This window comes from Segatella salivae F0493 (assembly GCF_000477535.1).
Classification (GTDB): Bacteria; Bacteroidota; Bacteroidia; order Bacteroidales; family Bacteroidaceae; genus Prevotella; species Prevotella salivae.
Genome location: NZ_AWGW01000006.1, coordinates 91,776 through 111,272 on the forward strand (window position 1 = coordinate 91,776; position 19,497 = coordinate 111,272).

General features: G+C 40.5%; 17 protein-coding genes. 9 read left to right on the forward strand and 8 right to left on the reverse strand.

Features of this window, described 5'->3' with window-relative positions; all coding sequences use genetic code 11:
- Nucleotides 1-95: 95 nt before the first annotated feature.
- The 7 genes from HMPREF9145_RS01295 to HMPREF9145_RS13350 form a co-directional block, all read right to left on the reverse strand.
- Nucleotides 96-737 (reverse strand): septal ring lytic transglycosylase RlpA family protein, encoded by a 642-nt coding sequence (locus tag HMPREF9145_RS01295; RefSeq protein WP_036906267.1) that lies wholly within the window; start codon nt 735-737, stop codon nt 96-98.
- A 251-nt stretch (nt 738-988) separates the two neighbouring features.
- Nucleotides 989-1,723: an SDR family NAD(P)-dependent oxidoreductase gene (locus HMPREF9145_RS01300; protein ID WP_021824694.1), complete on the reverse strand. Its 735-nt coding sequence runs from the start codon at nt 1,721-1,723 to the stop codon at nt 989-991.
- The gene (locus HMPREF9145_RS01305) at nt 1,720-1,992 is read right to left on the reverse strand and encodes a YbjQ family protein (RefSeq protein ID WP_007134531.1); all 273 of its coding nucleotides are present in this window, start codon (nt 1,990-1,992) and stop codon (nt 1,720-1,722) included. Before HMPREF9145_RS01305 ends, HMPREF9145_RS01300 begins: the two co-directional genes overlap by 4 nt.
- Nucleotides 1,993-2,110: 118 nt before the next feature.
- On the reverse strand, nt 2,111-4,669 hold the full coding sequence (locus HMPREF9145_RS01310; protein ID WP_021824605.1) for a carboxypeptidase-like regulatory domain-containing protein: 2,559 nt from the start codon (nt 4,667-4,669) through the stop codon (nt 2,111-2,113).
- Nucleotides 4,670-4,819: 150 nt separating this feature from the next.
- Nucleotides 4,820-5,617 carry a GLPGLI family protein gene (locus HMPREF9145_RS01315; RefSeq protein WP_021824580.1) on the reverse strand — a complete coding sequence of 266 codons (798 nt, stop codon included), beginning with the start codon at nt 5,615-5,617 and terminating at the stop codon, nt 4,820-4,822.
- The gene (locus HMPREF9145_RS12455; RefSeq protein WP_021824776.1) at nt 5,614-6,435 is read right to left on the reverse strand and encodes a GLPGLI family protein; all 822 of its coding nucleotides are present in this window, start codon (nt 6,433-6,435) and stop codon (nt 5,614-5,616) included. Before HMPREF9145_RS12455 ends, HMPREF9145_RS01315 begins: the two co-directional genes overlap by 4 nt.
- A gap of 78 nt (nt 6,436-6,513) precedes the next feature.
- The gene (locus tag HMPREF9145_RS13350; RefSeq protein ID WP_155945250.1) at nt 6,514-6,669 is read right to left on the reverse strand and encodes a hypothetical protein; all 156 of its coding nucleotides are present in this window, start codon (nt 6,667-6,669) and stop codon (nt 6,514-6,516) included.
- A gap of 791 nt (nt 6,670-7,460) precedes the next feature.
- Between HMPREF9145_RS13350 and tnpA the strand changes: the two genes are divergently transcribed.
- The 7 genes from tnpA (at nt 7,461) to HMPREF9145_RS01355 (ending at nt 15,244) form a co-directional block, all read left to right on the forward strand.
- A complete protein-coding gene (gene tnpA / locus HMPREF9145_RS01325) occupies nt 7,461-8,396 on the forward strand; it encodes a transposon Tn4555 protein TnpA (RefSeq protein ID WP_004292844.1) in 936 nt (311 codons plus the stop codon).
- 141 nt (nt 8,397-8,537) lie between these two features.
- Entirely contained in the window at nt 8,538-9,656 is a 1,119-nt protein-coding gene (locus HMPREF9145_RS01330; protein ID WP_004338318.1) for a tyrosine-type recombinase/integrase, read from the forward strand.
- Nucleotides 9,657-9,903: 247 nt separating this feature from the next.
- The gene (gene tnpC / locus HMPREF9145_RS01335; protein ID WP_004339687.1) at nt 9,904-10,761 is read left to right on the forward strand and encodes a transposon Tn4555 protein TnpC; all 858 of its coding nucleotides are present in this window, start codon (nt 9,904-9,906) and stop codon (nt 10,759-10,761) included.
- A gap of 199 nt (nt 10,762-10,960) precedes the next feature.
- Complete coding sequence (locus tag HMPREF9145_RS01340) at nt 10,961-11,335, forward strand: excisionase family DNA-binding protein (RefSeq protein ID WP_004338328.1); 375 nt, start codon at nt 10,961-10,963, stop codon at nt 11,333-11,335.
- 5 nt (nt 11,336-11,340) lie between these two features.
- Nucleotides 11,341-12,438, forward strand: coding sequence for an AAA family ATPase (locus HMPREF9145_RS01345; RefSeq protein WP_004338330.1), 1,098 nt, complete (start codon nt 11,341-11,343; stop codon nt 12,436-12,438).
- Nucleotides 12,439-12,441: 3 nt separating this feature from the next.
- Nucleotides 12,442-13,557 carry a DUF6371 domain-containing protein gene (locus HMPREF9145_RS01350; protein ID WP_004292742.1) on the forward strand — a complete coding sequence of 372 codons (1,116 nt, stop codon included), beginning with the start codon at nt 12,442-12,444 and terminating at the stop codon, nt 13,555-13,557.
- Between the two features lie 283 nt (nt 13,558-13,840).
- The gene (locus tag HMPREF9145_RS01355; RefSeq protein ID WP_004339684.1) at nt 13,841-15,244 is read left to right on the forward strand and encodes a hypothetical protein; all 1,404 of its coding nucleotides are present in this window, start codon (nt 13,841-13,843) and stop codon (nt 15,242-15,244) included.
- Between the two features lie 92 nt (nt 15,245-15,336).
- On the opposite strand, the gene HMPREF9145_RS01360 is transcribed toward HMPREF9145_RS01355, so the two are convergent.
- On the reverse strand, nt 15,337-16,302 hold the full coding sequence (locus HMPREF9145_RS01360; RefSeq protein ID WP_036906175.1) for a CfxA family broad-spectrum class A beta-lactamase: 966 nt from the start codon (nt 16,300-16,302) through the stop codon (nt 15,337-15,339).
- 639 nt (nt 16,303-16,941) lie between these two features.
- Between HMPREF9145_RS01360 and HMPREF9145_RS12600 the strand changes: the two genes are divergently transcribed.
- Together HMPREF9145_RS12600 and HMPREF9145_RS01365 are read left to right on the forward strand one after the other, a co-directional pair.
- Nucleotides 16,942-17,148: an Abi family protein gene (locus HMPREF9145_RS12600; RefSeq protein ID WP_008777678.1), complete on the forward strand. Its 207-nt coding sequence runs from the start codon at nt 16,942-16,944 to the stop codon at nt 17,146-17,148.
- A gap of 795 nt (nt 17,149-17,943) precedes the next feature.
- Complete coding sequence (locus HMPREF9145_RS01365; protein ID WP_021824591.1) at nt 17,944-19,092, forward strand: mechanosensitive ion channel family protein; 1,149 nt, start codon at nt 17,944-17,946, stop codon at nt 19,090-19,092.
- Nucleotides 19,093-19,497: the final 405 nt, after the last annotated feature.

The following is a 19,497-nucleotide window of genomic DNA, read 5'->3' on the forward strand; positions in this document are numbered from 1 at the left end:
CAGTGGGTAATGACATCATCTTTGGTTCCTCAATCTTATATTGCTCGGCCCATGACTCCTTCCTTTTGGGAGGGTAGGGGTGGGTGTTTTATCTTTTAAAACATCCCTTTTATTTTCTCAAATACGCTGTTCCACCGATTTTCTTTGTCTTTTTTCGTAGTAGTGTTCTTTTCGTCTTTCGTGGCGTCTTCTTTCGGTTTGTTTGCCGTTTTGGTTTGAAGAGGTTTCTGTTGACTGGCAATTTTCTTCGCATCGCGATTGATAGTCTTGTTCACAATGCCTTGTCTGTTCTTCCAATCATCCACAATACTATATCTAACGGATGATGCTTCAAAATCTATTCTGGGTAGATCATCGGCCTCGTCATCCAAATAAGGCACGCCTTTTCCTATCTTTTCAACCATCACAGTGGCTACTCCATTCGACAAAATGCCAAGTTGTTTGGCAGCGCCATACGACAAATCAATGATTCGTCCATGACCAAACGGACCGCGATCTGTTACTTTCACGACCACGCTATTACCGTTATTAGGGTTTGTTACTTTTAATAACGTGCCGAAAGGATAGGTGCGATGCGCACACGTTAAACTGTCATGGTGTAGTCGTTCGCCGCTGGCGGTTCTGGCTCCAGTAGCTCTTTTTGAATAATAAGAGGCCTTTCCTCTCTGTTGTTGAGCACATAGTGACAGCGATAAGAGCAGATTTATCAGTATAAATAGAAATCTTTTATTGTCCACAAATCCGTTTTTTCGTTCGTAACTCGCCATATTGGATTAAACAAATCCCAATATGATTTACACACTCAATACGTTTGTAATCAATTGATTGCAATTCAACGATGCTGCAAATATACAAAAACTTTACGTAAGTTCCAAATCTATTGTTTTGTGAACACTATGACTTTACGCGATAAAATGACGCTGTTAATGTCGCAATCTCCCTCATTTTACAGCGTGATTTGCCACAAATCATTTTCTGTTTTCAGCCCTTATGTTTTCCTGATCAAGCGCATGTTTCGCCATAACCAATTAGGAATACATTGCCATAAAAGCGTGACGATGTGCCAACGCCAGTCAACAACATAGCAATGTCTTTGCTTTTCAATCGCACGAAGAATAGATTTTGCCACATCTTTTGTTTTCATGAGCATTGGGAAATGTGTTGTTTCGCCTAATAAAGGCGTGTCAACGAAGCCTGGACGAATATCAGTGAAGCGGATATTCAACTTCCGATTGGCGGCAAGTTGCTCCAAAGCTTGAAGATATTTGCTTTGCATTGCCTTCGAAGCACTATAAGCTGGTGCAGGACCCAGCCCCATTGTGCCGGCTATCGACGTGATACAGGCAATGTGACCTCCGCCTTTCGACGAAAAGAAATGAAAGGCGGCATCTACCATTTTGGTAAATCCAATGACGTTAGTTTGCATGGTTTGTAGTTCTCTTTCGCTATCCAATGCGGGGTTTTGCCACCCAATTCCCGACACATGAAGATAGAGATCCATTCCTTTCATGCGTTCAATGAGCTTGTGCAATGCGTCTACAGCCTGTTCTTCTTGAATGTCTATGCGAGCCGCAAAGACACGTTCTGGTGCCAAACTCCGTAGCTTTTCCAACCTGTCTTCACGTCGTGCGGCCACGCCAACTGCCCAGTTTTGTGCAATCAATAGCCTTGCAAGCTCATAGCCAATGCCACTACTGGCTCCCATGATAATGGCTTTCTTCATCTTCGTTCGATAATTACGCCGTCACCATAGACAACAGTCTGGTCTGCAGAAGCGCTGATTCGCAGGTTTACAAAGGCATTACAGCCAGCGTCATAAGCCTTTTGTATCACGTTTCTTAAGCAGCGTTCAGGATTGATTCTCCTACTATAATCTACGAAAAGCCCACGTTGTTCCTTAATCTCATAACCCATAATGTTTGGTAATGTGCTTACAAATTGTTGATCAATCACAAATTTTGATTCATCAACTTCACTGCTAAATAAACTCATTTTTATATATTTTGTTTGTGACAAAGATATAAAAAAGTCATAGAACAATCAAGAATGTGATGAAAGTAAATATAAAACTTCTTATTGTTCGGTGGAAAAGGTGTTATAATTTATCAGTTCAGAAGTAGAGAGTTGCTCCAAGTAAGACATTTCTTTTACGTAAAGATATACATTGTTCTAAATAGCTTATATCGTTAAATGAAGTGTTTGAATAAAACTTTTGATTAAATAGGTTACTGAAACTAAGTGTAAAATCTATCTTCTTATATTTATATATGATATTCATATCACAAAGAATCGTATTGAGTACTTTGTTGTGATTAGATTGATACTTATTATATTCAACTTTAGTAGATAGTTCTAATGATTCAATAGGATAGAAGGATGAAGTCAAATTCATCTTAAATATTTTAGATGTACTTGTAGATTTGAATAGCTTTAGAGTGTTTTTATTATAGTCTAAGCTGTAGTTTATATCCCACCATGAATAAGGTGATGCATTTATTTCAAGTGAAGTTAATGATGATATAGTATTATAGGGAATAGTATTACCATTTTGTAATATTGCAGCTTCATTATTGGTAATATTCCATTTAACATTGACTGATCCATGAATTGCGTCAATTTGTTTGCTAATATTCCCCATAAGAATCTTCATTTTGATTTTGTTGTCTCCTTTTATCCATGAATAAAGAACTTGTTCTCTGTCAATCTGTTTTATCGTTTGAAGTTTGTTGTTATTCAAATAATAGCCAACACTAAGATTAGCAAAGAGCATGTGTTGATAATCTGTATAGAATAAAGCTAAACTTGCACTTTGATTCTCATTACTTTGAATAAATGATGGTCGTGTGTGGAGCGTCTTATAATCAGTCATTACATTAATGGGAAAGAAAGTGTTTACCATTGGTTCTTTGGTCCCTAATGTCATAGTAGCTCGTGATTTCCATTTTGCATTGAACTGCCATTCTATTTTTAACTTTGGTGCACAATATATTTTATTATTCTTATCGGCATGAATATAATGATAGATACTATAGGGGAGTTGCAGCTCTATATGCTTCCCATGATACTTGTAGGTAAAAATAGCTTTGAGAATTTCGGCAAAATAATTATAATTGAAGTTTGCATTATGAATAGAATCATTCTCACTCTGGAAGTATTTAGATTTAGCAGCTAAAGTCGATATTTGTGTTTCAGCTTCTAATGCCACTGCTATCCGAGCGATATTGCAAGTATAATTTAATTTATTAGAAGACAAAAAGAGTTGCCTGTTAATATGTTGTTCTTTTTGAAACTTGTATAAAAGGTCAATCTTTTCAGGCATAATTGTAAATTCATTAGTTGAAATTACCTGCAAGTAATTTTTATTCCAGGGTTTAACCCAACGTAGTTTGTTCTCAAAATGATGTATATCTGAATGAATATCTGAAGTGTTGTTATAATCTCCTTTGACGATATTTCTACTACGTTGCCATTGTGAAGAATACTTAAGCTCATTGGAAAAGAAATATTTTTCCCCATCGGTTTTAAGCAAGATTGAGGCACCCAACTCTTTATCATTGAGTATATTAGTTTCTTTTGTTGAACGGATTAATGTCGTGTCTGTCATGAAATAAGACACGTTTTCAGTCTGCCTGATTTTGTTTCGATAATCCGTGAAGTAAAGTTTCGTACGTAGTATGGTCGAATTTGAGATGGGTTTTATTGAACCAAAGTTTAATAAGTGAGTTCGACCATTACGTACTCGGTCTTCAGAAAGCATGTAGGGGATAGGTTGTGAAATCGACATCAGAGGTTGGAGTATATTCCTATTGCTCTTTTCAAGATATTCTTCAAGTGTTAGGCTCTTGTTCTCTGTCAATATATCCTTTCCACTATTGTTGCTCTTTATGGTGATAGCATGTTGTCTTTTAGCTGTAAGGTTCGCTCCGAATAATTCGCTTTCCCACAGTTTGGGTAATCCATCTGCTTGTCTAAACTTACCCGTCCATTTTCCTTTAACCTTATTTTTAAGACTAAGATTTAAGATAGTTCCGCCTATATTCTTGCTATCCCGTAATACTTTTGCTGTTTGATGATTCTCGATGACATCGACTCGAGAGATAATTTCATGTGAGATATTTCGAGTTGCAATGTTATATTGGCCATCAAAAAGGTCAACCCCCTCTATAAAGAAGTTATCAATAGCTTTACCATTATAGGCAATTTTACCATCTTTATTAACTTCAATTCCCGGCATATTCCGTAGAACCTCACCAATTGTTCTGTCTTTTTTTGTAGCAAAAGAAGATACAAGGTAACTTGTTGTGTCGTTTTTATGGGTGATTTTGGATGATTTTACGTATACTTCTTTTATGGTAAATGCTTTTGATTTCAGTGAAAAGTTATAATTTAGCCTATCAGTTAAAGATATAGATTCTGTTTGATAGCCAATACAACTGGCAAATAATTTACTATTAGATAATAGCTCTTTTGAAATACTAAGCTTAAAATATCCTTCTTGTGTAGTAGTCGTATTCTTATATGTAAACCCATTACTATTTTGAAGGCTTATCATTACACCTGCAATTGGAGCATTATTTTCAGTGTCAGTAACTATACCTGTAAGGGTTATTTCCTGGCATCTTAGGGATAAAAAGTGTAATAATAATATGAGAAAAACCTTAAATCTCATCTCTATATTAGTTTCTCAAGCCCTCAATTTAGTCTTGTTCATTTATTAAAAGGGCTTGTTTTGTCTTTCCTTTAAGTAGGAACTATTGTATAATAATACTTAATTCTTTTCATAATCTTAAGCAAGTAATCTTGGTAATACTCATATCGTTTAACGTAAGCGTTCCATTGTTGCATAGAAAATACGCTTCTGTGGAAGTTTGTCTCCATTCCCTTTGATTCCAAGAGTGGTAGCCAATCCTGCAAGGAATGCCTTAGGATCATCAATAGAACGTTGTTTTATATGTAGATAATCGTTTTTCGTTGTTTTTACATAATCATCTACTGGAATGTAGATATTACCTGAACAGTTTTGTATTCCAAGGAAAGTAAACTCGTAATGGTGTTGTGTATCATAGACTTCGAGTATTAATCCTGGAAGTCCATTGAATTTCCATGGGCCATCACTAAGAGGTATATCTGTGGTAAACCATGCTTCATAGTTCCTCCCTGCATAGCTGCATGTAGCTTTTTGGCATTCATATGCGCCAATTTTCTTTTTCTGATTTACGAGTGTCCACTTTATTTGTGGGAGACTTTCCGTATACTCATACGTCTGAATTACCTTGTCGATGAACTCTAATTTCTTTGTATGGAAATCCTTTAATACATAATAAGAAGCATTGATTCTTCCATATTTATTTTTTATACTATCATTGATTGCTTTAATTTCTGCCATACTTGAATACTGTTTTCTTAATAGAGAATCGCGTTCAAATGCTGCTTCTGAATAAAACAATGATTTAGTTTTCCCGACCCTCAGCACCATTGTAGCTTCCTTTTTTACTTGATTGACAGTGTCAGAAAGGTAAGTTAATCGATAGAAACACTCTATAGATGCATTGTCTGATGAGGCCATACATGTAATAGTTCCTAATATTAGGATAAGTAATGATATAATCTTTTTCATTTTGTTGTTATTTCTAAAGGTTTATGTCTGTAGTTGTTTGATAACTCATCTCTCATCGGATTCTGTGAATTTCCAAACTTTATTTTGATTGTTGAATTTTGTTCCATGTATGAAATAGGGTTCTTATAGAATTCAGTTTGCTGTTTGAGAAACGTTGATTTGTCTATATTGTAATGCTTGGAAGTAGGGAGTGACATCTCGGTGTCAGTCGAATATTCATCAATATAGGTAAAAACATACTCGCGTTTCAAATCATAAGCTTCAAGGATTAATCCTGGCAAACCACACAATTTCCAAGGACCATCATGCAGATTGCTATTAATTTCGAACCATGCTACATAGTTTCTTCCCATATATGTCATTATAGCTTTCTGACATTTCCGCCCTGCTATAAGTTTAAATTCCTTTATAATTTCCCATTTGTAGGTAGGAATACTATCAACATATCTGAATCTATCAGTAGATATTCTATCCTCAAAAGTATATCTTCTCTGTTTAAAGTCTTTTTGAACTATACAAGTAAAGTTCCCATCTCCATTTCTTATTTTCTTCGAAAGACTATTACTCATCATTTCAGTCCATTTACTAAAGTCGTTATGTCTTAGTGAATCTAACTTGAAATCGTCCTGATTGAAGAAAAGTGAAACGTCTGGATTCAATCTTAAATGGCAGGTATCTGTAGCAACGCGATTGGTAACCGTGTCAATGATAGAAGTCACACAATATCTAATCTCTTTGTTTGCTTTTAATGAGTTTTGAGCTTTTATGGAGTAGTTAGGTATAATTGTAAGTATGAAAACTAAAAGTTTCTGATACATATAAGATTATAAATATGTCATCCAATCCTGCTTTTGATGCAGGAACGAATGGCAATTTTAGGTTTTTACTTTGTTATATTATCCGCAGAATGCATACTCTATATATTCCGCAAAATCAACCATCAGTCTACCATTTACGTTGTCTCCGATTTTACTAACGTGGTATTCATAACCACATGAAGTAGTAATGGTGATGTCAACATGCTTTGCATAGGTGCTCATGCAGCCTAACATGATTACAAAAATTTATAAGAATACGTTTCATAAATCCTTTGTTTATTAGGTCATTTTATTTATAATGCCTTTCGGCAACACTCCTTTTTAACAGTTTGGTCTGTAGAATAGGTCTTCAAAAACAAATTCAATACAAAAGTAAGAAAAGGCTTTTGATTCTCAAAGTAAATAGAGGAAAAACTTTCTTTTTATTTTATTTTACTTAAAATAGCTTATAATTACAATATGTGAAGTATGCTCTTATCTATTACTTAGCATTTCTTAATGGATAAGAATATAATGATACATTGCTTAAATATTAATAATTCTAAAGTCGTTTTCTGTGGTATGATTCTATTATAAAAGATTTTGTGGGTTGTTGTTTGCAAATCTTTATCTCTTTATTTTAGTTTTCTTGACACTTACACAATAGAAGAAATGGGATGTTTTCAGATTGTATTTATAACCATAGAACAACCAAAACTAATCAGAAATATCCGAGTGTAAATCTTTAATTACCAGCATATTCTAAAATTTAACACTTTTCGGTTGCCATTTGTCGCTTCCCAAATTTCCACATATTTTTGAGACGTATTTCTGACGTGGAGAATTTGCGGGGCTTGTTTTTTGTCACACCGTGCAGACAGTTGACAAGGGTTTACAACCGTTTACGACAAGCGACAATAACCGCCCCGATATGCGGAAACAGTCACACTGTGTAGAAAAGCGACAATGGTTGACTTCCGTTCACATCCGTTTACCATTTCAGAGATATAGGATTGAAGAAATGAACCATTAAACGATAAAACGGTATGAAAGCAACCAGAAAATGCAGTTTTTGCGGCAAGTCCTTTGTAACCCGAAGCGGTATGCAAAGATATTGCAGTGAGGCTTGTCAGGCAGAAGCCAAACGAGCCAGAGTGATGCAGAAGAACAACCTCTTCAAAGTCGCCCAACCCTTGATGGAGATACAGCATCAGGAGTATCTCACCTTTTCCAAAGCAGCCATCCTCATGGGCTGTTCCCGACAGTACATTTACAAACTTGTAGCCATCGGCAAGCTGAAAGCCTCACGCATCAGCAACCGCATGGCATTCATCCGCAGAGCCGACATCGAGCAGATGTTGGAGGGCAATCCCTATCACCGCATCCTGCCCGGCAACACCTCCACACCAAGGAAATCATCTTCATCTTCCTTACCTGCCAAAAGAGAAAAAAGGGAAAAGGAAAGCGAAGAAGTGTTGGACTTCTATTCGGGCGAGGAGGTGATGTCCCTTTTTAAGGTAAAGCAGTCATGGCTTTACACTTCCGCCAAGCGTAACCATATCCCCATCTGCCGTATCGCAGGAAAGAACTATTACAGCAAGAAGCATATTGACGAGTTTTTCGGTGTGGCAGTTGATATTAGCGAAATTACCGACTGGCTACTGACCGAGGAGGTGGAGGAACTGTTCGGCATGAAGCCGACCGCACTCCGTGCCTACACCTATCGCCATAAGATACCCACTAAAAGAGAGTACGGGCGTACCTATTACTCCAAATCACATTTGAACGAACTCCGCAGAACTGACCTTGTGAACGATGAACGCTACTATACCGTTGAGCAGGTGCAGCAAATCTATGGTCTTTCGTCAGCCAACATCTGCCATATCGTCAAGGTGAAGCACATCGAAAAGATAAAGGTGGGTGTGAAAAACCTGCTTTTGCGCTCAGATGTGGAGCGTGTCATGGCTGAAAGGAACAAATAACCGTGAAAAATCGGGATTATCGAAAATTATTTCAAAATGATGTATCGTGGAGGTATTCACGGATATTTCACGTTGTTCCTTTGCCATCGGAAACATGGATACAACTCCAAAATGTATACAACCAATTAAAACATAATTATTATGAGTAAATGCAAAACAGTTACCTTGCGTAAGCGCAAGATTAAGAACGGGACACAGTATTCACTATGCCTTGACTACTATCCCGGCTACCGTGACAATGTCACCATGAGAGTGATTACACGTGAAGCCTTAGGAATTTACATCTTCGCCAAACCTGCAAACCAGCAGGAACGGGACTTCAACGCACGCATGATGAAGAAAGCGGTCATCCTGCGCAACCAGCGCTACGAAGCCATTTTCAATGAAAACAACGGCTTTTTTGACAAGACCAAGATGAAGGGCGATTTCCTTGCCTATTTCAAAGGACTGGCTGACCGCAAGAATATCAAGTGGCAGCACGTATACAAGCATTTCCAGCGGTTCGTGAACGGCAAATGCACCTTTGAGGAGGTGGATGTGGATTTGTGCCGCAAGTTCATGGAATACCTGCTTGATGCACCCCAATCCATCCACACCAACCAAAAGCTGCACATCAACTCCGCAGCAGGCTATTGGTCAACTTTCCGTGCCGTGCTGCACACCGCCTACCGTGACAGGAAGATAAAGGAGAACCCAAACGGCTTCTTAGACCGCATCGAGTGCATTCCCACCATCAGGGAGCATTTGAGCCAAGAGGAACTGATACGGCTTGCCGAAACACCCTGTGAGGAGGAGGTCTTGAAAAAAGCTTTTCTTTTCGCCTGTCTTACGGGACTGAGAAAGAGCGACATCAGACAGCTCACGTGGCAGCAGATACAACCATACACCAACGGCAGGATGTTCGTTACCACCCGTATGCAGAAAACCAAAGAAATAGTGCATAACCCCATCAGTGATGAAGCCTATGGACTGCTGGGAGAACGGGGCGAGGGACTTATCTTTGAGGATTTCAAGGACAAGATGCTGCAAGGACCACTCCAACGGTGGCTCACGGCAGCAGGGATAACCAAGAAAATCACCTTTCACTGTACCCGCCACAGCTTCGGAAGCCTGCACGTGGAAATGGGAACGGACATGGCTGTCATCCAAGCCTATCTCGGACATAAGAACATTACCACCACACAAATCTATTCCAAGATAGCAGCGCAGCAGATGTGTCAGGTGGTGGACAAGATAACCTTGAAGCGCAAGGAGGCATAAATGTCTCACATTGACAGGTATTCAGAGGGGCGGTTATGGCTACAAGGCTATAATCGCCCCTCTATGTTTTTGGCTTGATGCCACCATTTATAAGCCCCTCAGAGTATGAAACAGAGTATGATATGATGACATTTCGTGAAATACATTGAAAAAGACCGTTCTAACCGCAAATAACGGGCAGTAATTGGGAAAAATAGCATTAACTTTGCACAAAATAATACAGGAACATTCAATCTCTCAACGAAATATGGAATCATCAATCAAGGACAAATACATCATCTTGGGCTTTGTCGGCTTCGCCATCGTCCTAATATCTTCCATTGCCACGCTGGTAATAGCGGACAGCTTCAACCAAGACAACTTTGTCAGGTGGATAGTATTCGTATGCTGTAACCTGTTGGGATGGTTGCTCTATCTCTCCTTTCAGACACTTATCTTTGATACATACGAAATCTACAAAATCAAGTTCGGCAAGAAAGAAACGATTGCCGAAGCCATAGAGGTGCAGGAAGAACTGTCACAAAATACACTTGAAGAAGCCACATCTGTGCCTGGACCTACATCAGTCCCTGAGCCTGTACCCGAATCATCCCCGACAAAAGAAGAGACACTTATCCAAACACAACCGATAGAGCTTACTATCGCCCCGGATCTTCACGAAAAGAACCGTGCCAATTACGCAAGCAGAGAGCAACGGGAAAAGGAAGAGCGCATCCGCATGGTCATGGAGTATTGCCATTATTACCTGCCTCGCATTGCCGACCAAGAAACCGTGAACCACATCTGTACTGAGGTGGACAAATGGATGAATCTTAACACTTATACCCCGAAGCCCATACAAAGACCGTTTACCAAAGACATCAACAACATTCCACTCCGTCACTTCGTATGGAATATCTCTGAGCGTTTCCTGTACAAGAGATACTACAATGGGGATAACCGTGCCAAGTTCATCAAAGCCCTTTTCCCGAAATCGTTTGCTGATACAGACTTATCAACCATCAAGAATTTCAAGGTAGAGCCGTTAAAGACGGAAATTCCCATTGATGAACCCGAAAACGGCAAACTTGATTTCCACTATCCCGAGGATTATGTGCGGAATTAGGATAATCACGACACCAACGACAACCATCCGGTAACTCATAACCGCCTGTTTTACATCGTTTCCCGAGTAATTTTACCCGTCATTTATGGCTGGGCTTAATTATTCGGGAATTATTTTGCAATGACGTGTCGTGGAGATATTCACGGATATATCATTTCAGTCCTTTGCGCCAAGTCTTACAAAAGAGACGAGTACGCGAATGGAAAAATCAATTCTTACCTTCAACGACCTCCCCGAGGTTGTCGCTCAGCTTCGAGACGAAGTGATGAGCCTGAAAAGCCTGCTCGCCGAGCAGCGCAGTGTGAACAATGCCAAAACGGTGGACACCCACGTGCCCATGTCTGTGGACGAGGCAGCAGAGTATTTAGGTATCCCTAAGGGTACGCTCTACATGAAACTGTCAGAAGGGACAATCCCTGCCACCAAGCCCGGCAAACGCTATTGCCTTTACCGTGACGAACTGGACAAGTGGCTGGAAACCGCCCGAAAGAATCCCATACCGTTGTCAGACGAGGAACTGAACAAGTCCTTATCCTCTTCCCACCGTCGCAAGCCCAACCCACGTAACTGGTGAATGATATGGAAGAGGATAAGAACTATATCAACCTGATACGTGGCGACCTCACAAAAGCATCCCAAGCGCATAACGGTATGCCCGACAGTGTAGGCATGATGAATATCAAGACGGCAAACCAAACCATTCTTGAAGCATCGTTATTGCCTACGCCCCGTGCGCTGTGGGACAGCTTTTGGTACGAGGGGGAACTCTCCTGCTTGTTTGCCGATTCCAACGTGGGCAAGTCCATCCTTGCCGTGCAGATAGCCGACCGCATCGCCCGAACCGACAATGTGCTGTATCTGGACTTTGAACTGTCCGAAAAGCAGTTCCAGCTCCGCTATACCAACGAGCATGGAGAGCTCTACACCTTTCCCGACAAAATCTATCGGGTGTCTATTGACTGCAACCAGCTTTTGGATGCCAACTTTGAGGAAGCTATCATAGGCGGCATTGAACAGATGGCTGTGCAGACCGACTGCAAGATTTTCATCATTGACAATCTTACCTACCTGTGTTGCGCCATGGAGAAAGGCGATGCCGCAGGACGGCTGATGATTCAGCTGAACAATCTCAAAAAGAGATATGCGCTCTCTATCCTTGTCCTGGCACATACGCCCAAACGCTCTTTGGATTGTCCCATCACATCCAACGACCTTGCCGGAAGCAAACGGCTCTACAATTTCTTTGACAGCGTGTTCACCATTGGAAAAAGTGCCCAAGACGGAGGGCTTCGCTATGTGAAGCAGCTTAAAGTGCGCTATGGCACGTTCTCTCATGATGCGGATAATGTAATCGTTTACGAGATTGACAAGGTGGATGCTTTCTTGCAGTTCGTGTTCAGGGGCTATTCCACGGAAAAGGAACACTTGAAAAAATTGGGCGACAATGAATCAAGCCAAAGGGATTGCCAAATTCTGCAACTCTCCCAATCGGGCAAGTCCGTCAGGGAGATAGCCTCACAGGTGAATTGTGGCAAGTCCACCGTAAACCGTATCATCCAGCGCAGCAAAGAGAGTAAAAACGCAGGTGTCCCAAGTGTCCCACTGTCCCAACCCTTAGAGTGTGGGACAATGGGACAGGATGGGACAGCCGACAATCAACCATCAAAAACGGACTAAGCTATGGGCAATTATTCATTACAGAAGTATAAAGGAACGGCAACACGGCATACCTGCCCCAAATGCGGAGACAGGCATTCTTTCGTCTATTACGTGGACGAAAATAATGTGCCGTTGCATCCATCGGTCGGCAGATGTAACCACGAAAGCGGTTGTGGGTATCACTACACTCCGAAAGAGTATTTTCAAGAGCATCCTGAACACAGAACTACCAATGATTTCTCTTTTGACAGGCAAAGAGCAGAGCAGAAGAAAGTGAAGCAGCAAAGTAAGCCGACAGCCATCGGCTATATTCCCCCTCACTATGTGGAGAAGTCGCAAAGCGAGCGTAGCAATTTCTTCCGTTTCCTCTTCACACTCCTTACTTCCTACTATGGCGACAAGGCGAAAGAGGTGTTGAAGCGGTTGTTGGAGGAATACCGTTTGGGGGCTACCCGTGACGGCTCTGTTATCTTTTGGCAGATAGACAGGACGGGCAAGGTACGCACGGGAAAGGTGATGCAGTACAATCCCGAAGACGGACACCGTATCAAGGGAGGACAGACATCGGCAGTGAACTGGATACACAGCATATTGAAAAAGCAGCGTGTGTTGGCAGAGGATTGGCAACTATCCCAATGCCTTTTCGGGGAACACTTGTTGAAAACGCATCCCGACAAGGTGGTGGTCTTGGTGGAATCCGAGAAGAGTGCCGTTATCGGTTCTGCTATCTTCCCCGATTATGTATGGCTGGCTACGGGTGGTAAGAGTCAGATGAGAGAAGAGAAACTCCGTGTACTGTCAGGGCGAACCGTGCTTCTCTTTCCCGATGCCGATGCTTATGCCGAGTGGAAACAGCGAGCCGAGAGCATGTACTTTTGTAAGGTGGTGGTTTCGGACATCATCGAAAGGAATGCCACCCCGAAACAAAAAGAAGCCCATATCGACATAGCCGATTGGATTATCTTTCAGATACGGGAGGGCAAGGTGATGAGTACAGCCAACCACTTGGTCGAGGCTGAGAGAATCCTCCAGCGGATGATAGAGAAGAATCCCGTCCTGCAAAAACTGATAGACGATTTAGACCTTGTGCTGGTCGGTGCATCTCCAATCGGCAACGATGATGAAAAACCTCCCTGACGGAGGAGAGCGGAAGCCGTAGGCTGGAGTTTGCAGACAATGGCTTGCCATTGATATAGCCCACTATAACTACACGCTCCGCTTACGTAGTTGTGGGCTCTCCCGAGGGGATTAGGGTTTTACCCTAATGACCCACTCAGGGCGTTTCTCCCCTGAGAACCCAGAGCAAAGAGTGACCCTCTCTTTGCAATCTCCGCTTATGGGTTGCACCCCTAAGAACCCCATGCGTTTACGGACAGCGGAAAAGCAAACAATAAAGTACAAACCCAAAAAACAAGTATCTATGGCAACAAAATCAAGCATACATATCAAGCCCTGCAATATCGCATCGAGTGAGGCTCACAACAGGAGGACTGCCGAATACATGCGCCACATCGGAGAGTCCAGAACCTATGTGGTTCCAGAACTCTCCACCGATAATGAGCAGTGGATAAATCCCGACTTCGGCAGTCCGGATTTGCGGATGCATTATGACAATATCAGACAGATGGTAAAGGAAAAGACCGGACGTGCCATGCAGGAAAAGGAGCGTGAACGCAAAGGCAAGAACGGTAAAATAGTCAAGATTGCGGGATGCTCCCCCATACGTGAAGGAGTGCTGCTTGTCAGGTCGGACACCACACTGGCAGACGTGCGTAAATTCGGTGAGGAGTGTCAAAGACGCTGGGGAATCACACCGCTGCAAATCTTCCTGCACAAGGATGAAGGGCATTGGCTGAACGGTCAGCCGGAAGCGGAAGACAGGGAAAGCTTCAAAGTCGGGGACAGATGGTTCAAGCCGAACTATCATGCCCATATCGTTTTCGACTGGATGAACCACGAAACAGGAAAGAGCCGAAAGCTCAATGACGATGACATGATGCAGATGCAGACCCTTGCATCCGACATCCTGCTGATGGAACGCGGGCAGTCAAAGGCTGTCACTGGTAAGGAGCATCTGGAACGGAACGACTTTATCATTGAGAAGCAGAAAGCTGAACTGCAACGCATGGATGCAGCCAAACGGCACAAAGAAGAACAGATAAATCTTGCCGAGCAGGAACTGAAACAGGTGAAATCAGAAATACGCACTGACAAGTTAAAGAAGACAGCCACCACGGCAGCGACAGCCATAACTAGTGGAGTTGCTTCTCTTTTCGGGAGTGGAAAACTGAAAGAACTGGAACGTGCCAACGAAAAACTGCAAGACGAGGTTTCAAAACGGAACACCAATATTGAAAAATTGCAGAGCCAAGTACAGCAGATGCAGAAACAGCATGATACGCAAATCCACAATCTCAGAGAAATGCACAGGCAGGAACTTGACATGAAAGAAAAAGAACTGTCACGGCTCGCCAGAATCATAGACAAGGCTTTCAGGTGGTTTCCGATGTTCAGGGAAATGCTGCGCATGGAAAAGTTTTGTGCCATGCTGGGATTCTCTAAAGAAATGACTGAAAGTCTTATAGTCAAAAAAGAAGCCCTGAAATGTAGCGGTAAAATCTATTCCGAGCAACACAGGCGGAACTTTGATATAAAGGATGATATTTTAAGGGTGGAAAATGACCCTGACGATGAAAGCAGGCTGAACCTGACAATAAACAGGAAGCCGATTGCCGACTGGTTCAGGGAGCAATGGCACAGGCTTAGATATGGAGCAAGAGTGCCGCAACAGGAAGAAAGAAAAAGTAGAGGATTCAAATTATAATAGAAGCAATTTGATTAGTAATCTAAAAGCACTCCGATAACGATTAGAGTGCTTTTAGATTGTTTATCATTAATTATCAAAGCAAGTGCAGTTTAAGATTTTACTGAAGTTTTCATTAATAAAGAATATACTACAGCTGATATATGCGCAACATATTGTGACGCTTGTGATTCATTTCCCTTGAAATCCTTAACAAATACCGCTAAGGTATAACTGATATTATTAGGCAGACATATATAGGCAACATCATTGTGAGCTGCAAGAACACCATTTTCATTAACATAACCTGAACCTGTCTTATGCGCTATAACAACCCCTTCTTTATCAAGAAGTGGAGCTGCTATCCTATCTACACCTGTTTTGCATTCTTTTAACGTATTCTTAATGAAACTTTGTTTCTCATCATCGATAAGACCTTCAGTAAACAAACGATTCATCAACATTGCAGCACCAAGAGGAGATGTATAGTTAGAGTAAGCCTTGTTATGGTCAGCCGACATTTCCTCTTCCGTATAAGCTATCTGAAAACTTGAACGAGGAATGAGTGTGGCTATAAAACTATCTGTTTGAGCGACATTAACCATATCCTTAAACATAAGGTTGCTTGCATTGTTGTCACTCTGAGTAAGAGTATAACGCAGCAAATCTCTCACTGTCAATGATATGACTGGCCCTGAATAATCTTTCAGCATAGGACTCCAAGTCTTTGGGTCAAGTTTATCCCTATTTATATTTACTAAGGTATCAAGTGAAATTCCTTTATTGTCAAAGTCATTACAAAGAGCTAATGCCTGATGAACCTTAAACACACTCATCATAGGATAAACACTCTTATTATTGACCTTAACCGTATCTCTGTTATTAACAATAACCGCCACACCAATTTCGCCAGGACAAGCTGAGACAATTTGAGAAATGCTATCAGTCAAAACATTTGTTAAAGGAGGATTTGCGCTATCTTTTGTCGCTGATTTATGGAACAATGAAAATACCAAGATGAAAATGCAAACTAAAGCTATACTCAAAACTACGATTTGTTTTTTTCTGTTTTTTTCCATGTTTATATTATTTATATTTGTTTGACGAGAATATCTTTATTTGCCGACAAAGGTACATAACTTTACGGAAAAATATGTTTCTAAAATATATAAATCAGGGCAACCGCATCAAAATGTCAATAACCTGATAATCAATACTTGTCGATTTTGTATTAATAGGGATAAGTGGGGTGGATACAAGGATGAGAAGTTTCAACAATTTACAATATCCCCCCTTAAAAATGCATAATTTTGTATTTGTCTGAATAATAGCCTGTTGTCAAAAATCATGTTTCTTAAAAAATATTACCCGCAAGGGAAATTTGAATTATATGGGGCAAAAAATCAATTTTTATGGGGTAGTAGTTTCGATTTGGACCAATGGTTTTTTTAGGAAAATGGACAATAAGGGAGAGGAGGAGGTTGAAAACTACGTTTGTTTCCTAAGCTAACGTTATTTTGATGCGGTTGCCCTGTATATAAATAGACAGCTGTGGGGAAAATGTGGGGAAAAATTAGATAATTAAAAAGGCTAAATGACTGAAAATAATCACTTAGCCTTTTAATCCGTACCCAGACCCGTACTTCGTAATTGCTGCGCCCATCATTCAAGACTGTCAAATCGGGTCTTTCCTGTCAAGCCAATGATGCCTTATGCGTATGCCAAACACATGGATTACGGATTTCTCGTTCCGTGAACAAACACTTTATCCGCAACTCTGCTATGTGGTGTATTGGCTTAACTCCATTTCTATGGGCAACACTTTTGTTGCAGATTTCAAGCAGCTTTTATCGAAATACCCATCAGTAAGAACTCGTTTATTAGGCTTTCCTCATAATTGGGAACAAGAGCCTTTGTGGAGATAAAATAATTGCCCTGTTTCTTAAAAAGCACTGGGGCAAACCAGCTCCGTCTTTAATTGTTTCCAATAAATGGATTGTTTCAAGCCCCTATAGAAAGAGAACAAAAATTCCTGTGTGAAAATTAATCTACGACAAGGAGCAAGCAAGGAGCAATATCAAACAAAAATCAATACCTTTGCAGTACATATGAGATAGACCAAAACAAAAGTGGAATATCGGAAACGAATAGCAAGGAAAAGAGAAGAAACGACCCAAGTTGATGTCCTTTTTGAGTTAATAATCAATAAAAGCGTTAAATCTTCACCTTTTAGAATGTGCAATTAAAAATAACAACCATATTTCTGACTTATTATCTATAAAATATTGAGTAATAATCGGTTGTAAATACATAATTTGATTGTAACTTCTTTATTATGAGAATGTTTTGTAAATTAGTGGAACGCATAAAGTAAAATGATGCAAATGTCTTTGTGTTCTACATCAAATTGCACGATGATTTGATAGTTATTGTGGTGCGATTTGATGCAAATTACATATATATTGGATATGTTTTTGTCTAGGATATGGCTCGTTTCTTATAATAGTTTGATGGTCAATGTATTATAAAGTTCTGAAAACAAAGTGTTATATGGAGTGATATAGGGTTTGTTTTCAAATGCAATCATTTTGAGAAGGCTATCGCAACGTAAGTTTGGAAGGGTGGAGGCGCTTGGAGGACACACACATTTTCTGTCAATTTCTGATAGATTCTTCGATAAAAGTTCTACCTTTGTGACGTCCAATAAAGGGTAAAAAGAAATGGAAGTAATAAGATATTTTGTTGAGGAAATCATCATTCGATGTGGTGTTCATGGTGCAGGTGTTCCCATTTTGCGCCATGTTTTGCTGATTGTTGCCGTTGTATTTCTGGCTTGGTTGAGCTATTTTGTGGCACGACGGGTGATTCTTTTGATTACGAAAGTAGTCTCTCGGAAGGGACTTAAATGGAATCATGCACTGTTAGTTTCGGTATGTCGCGTTGTTCCGGCTATTGTTGTATGGAAACTTTTGCCGCTCGTGTTCTATCAATATCATATGGTGCGTGAGCTTGTGGCACGTGTTACAGCCATTTATATCACGGTGATGGTGACGCGAGCTTTCATTGCTTTGCTTGATAGTTTCGATGAGATTACGGCCTCAGAGCGGTCGGCTAAGCAGCAATATCTCAAGTCTTTGCGAGGTGTTTTGAAGATTGTGGCTATCTTTATGGCTGCTATTTTCATCATTGCGATAGGCATAGGACGCAGCCCAATGACGCTGTTTGCCGGATTGGGTGCCACTTCTGCCGTTTTGATGTTGGTGTTTCAAGACACGATTTCAGGCCTTGTTGCCGGCATACGACTAACGAGTAATGACATGCTTCATAAGGGAGACTGGATTACAGTGTCTAAATCTAACGTGGATGGTATCGTGGAAGAGATCTCACTTACGACTGTAAAGGTGAGGAATTTTGATAATACTATTGTCACGGTTACACCGCAAACACTCGTTGAAGACTCGTTTCAAAACTGGTTGGGGATGCAGCAAAGTGCAGGTAGAAGAGTGAAAAGAATGGTCTATTATGACTTTAGAAGTGTGAAGGTTATAGATGATTCACTGCGTAAGAAGTTAGTGGATAAGGGTTATTTTAAGGCAGAAGAGCTCACCGGGAATATTGTAAATATGGCTTTATATCGTCGTTTCATCGAACAATATCTTAGCCATAATGCCTATGTTAACACCGATATGGTTTATATTGTATGTCAAAAAGAGGCAACAAACACTGGACTTCCGCTTGAGTTTTATTTCTTTTTGAGAGATAAGGAATGGGAAAAGTATGAGCATCAATTAGCCGAAATCATGGAGTATGTCTATGCCGTTACGCCAGACTTTGGGCTTACTATCTACGAAGCTACACCTGTTCAGTAATTTGACTAAATAGTATTAAATCGTAAGGAAAAGGCATTTATTGCTGTCTTTTAATAAGCGTTTTGGTGCTTGTTTAACGTTATTTATATTAAAAGTGATATGTTTTAGGGTGCAAACTATTGACACGTATTTGATAATTTCATATATTTGCATTGATAAATCAGATGTTATTCAACTTTAATAGAAAGACTATTATGAGCACGAAAAAAACTGTTCTTCCTCAGATTCTGCAAGACTTACGCAGAGAAGACGACAATGAAACAACCAAGGTGCACATTATTGAATCTGATGTTTGGTACACCTAAGGCCTGTAAAAGGCTTAGATTTGCTGATGACTTAATTCTAAAAATAGGATGGCTGGCCTGGAAATGGTCGGCCATTTTTTATGTAACTGCGTTGATGTCA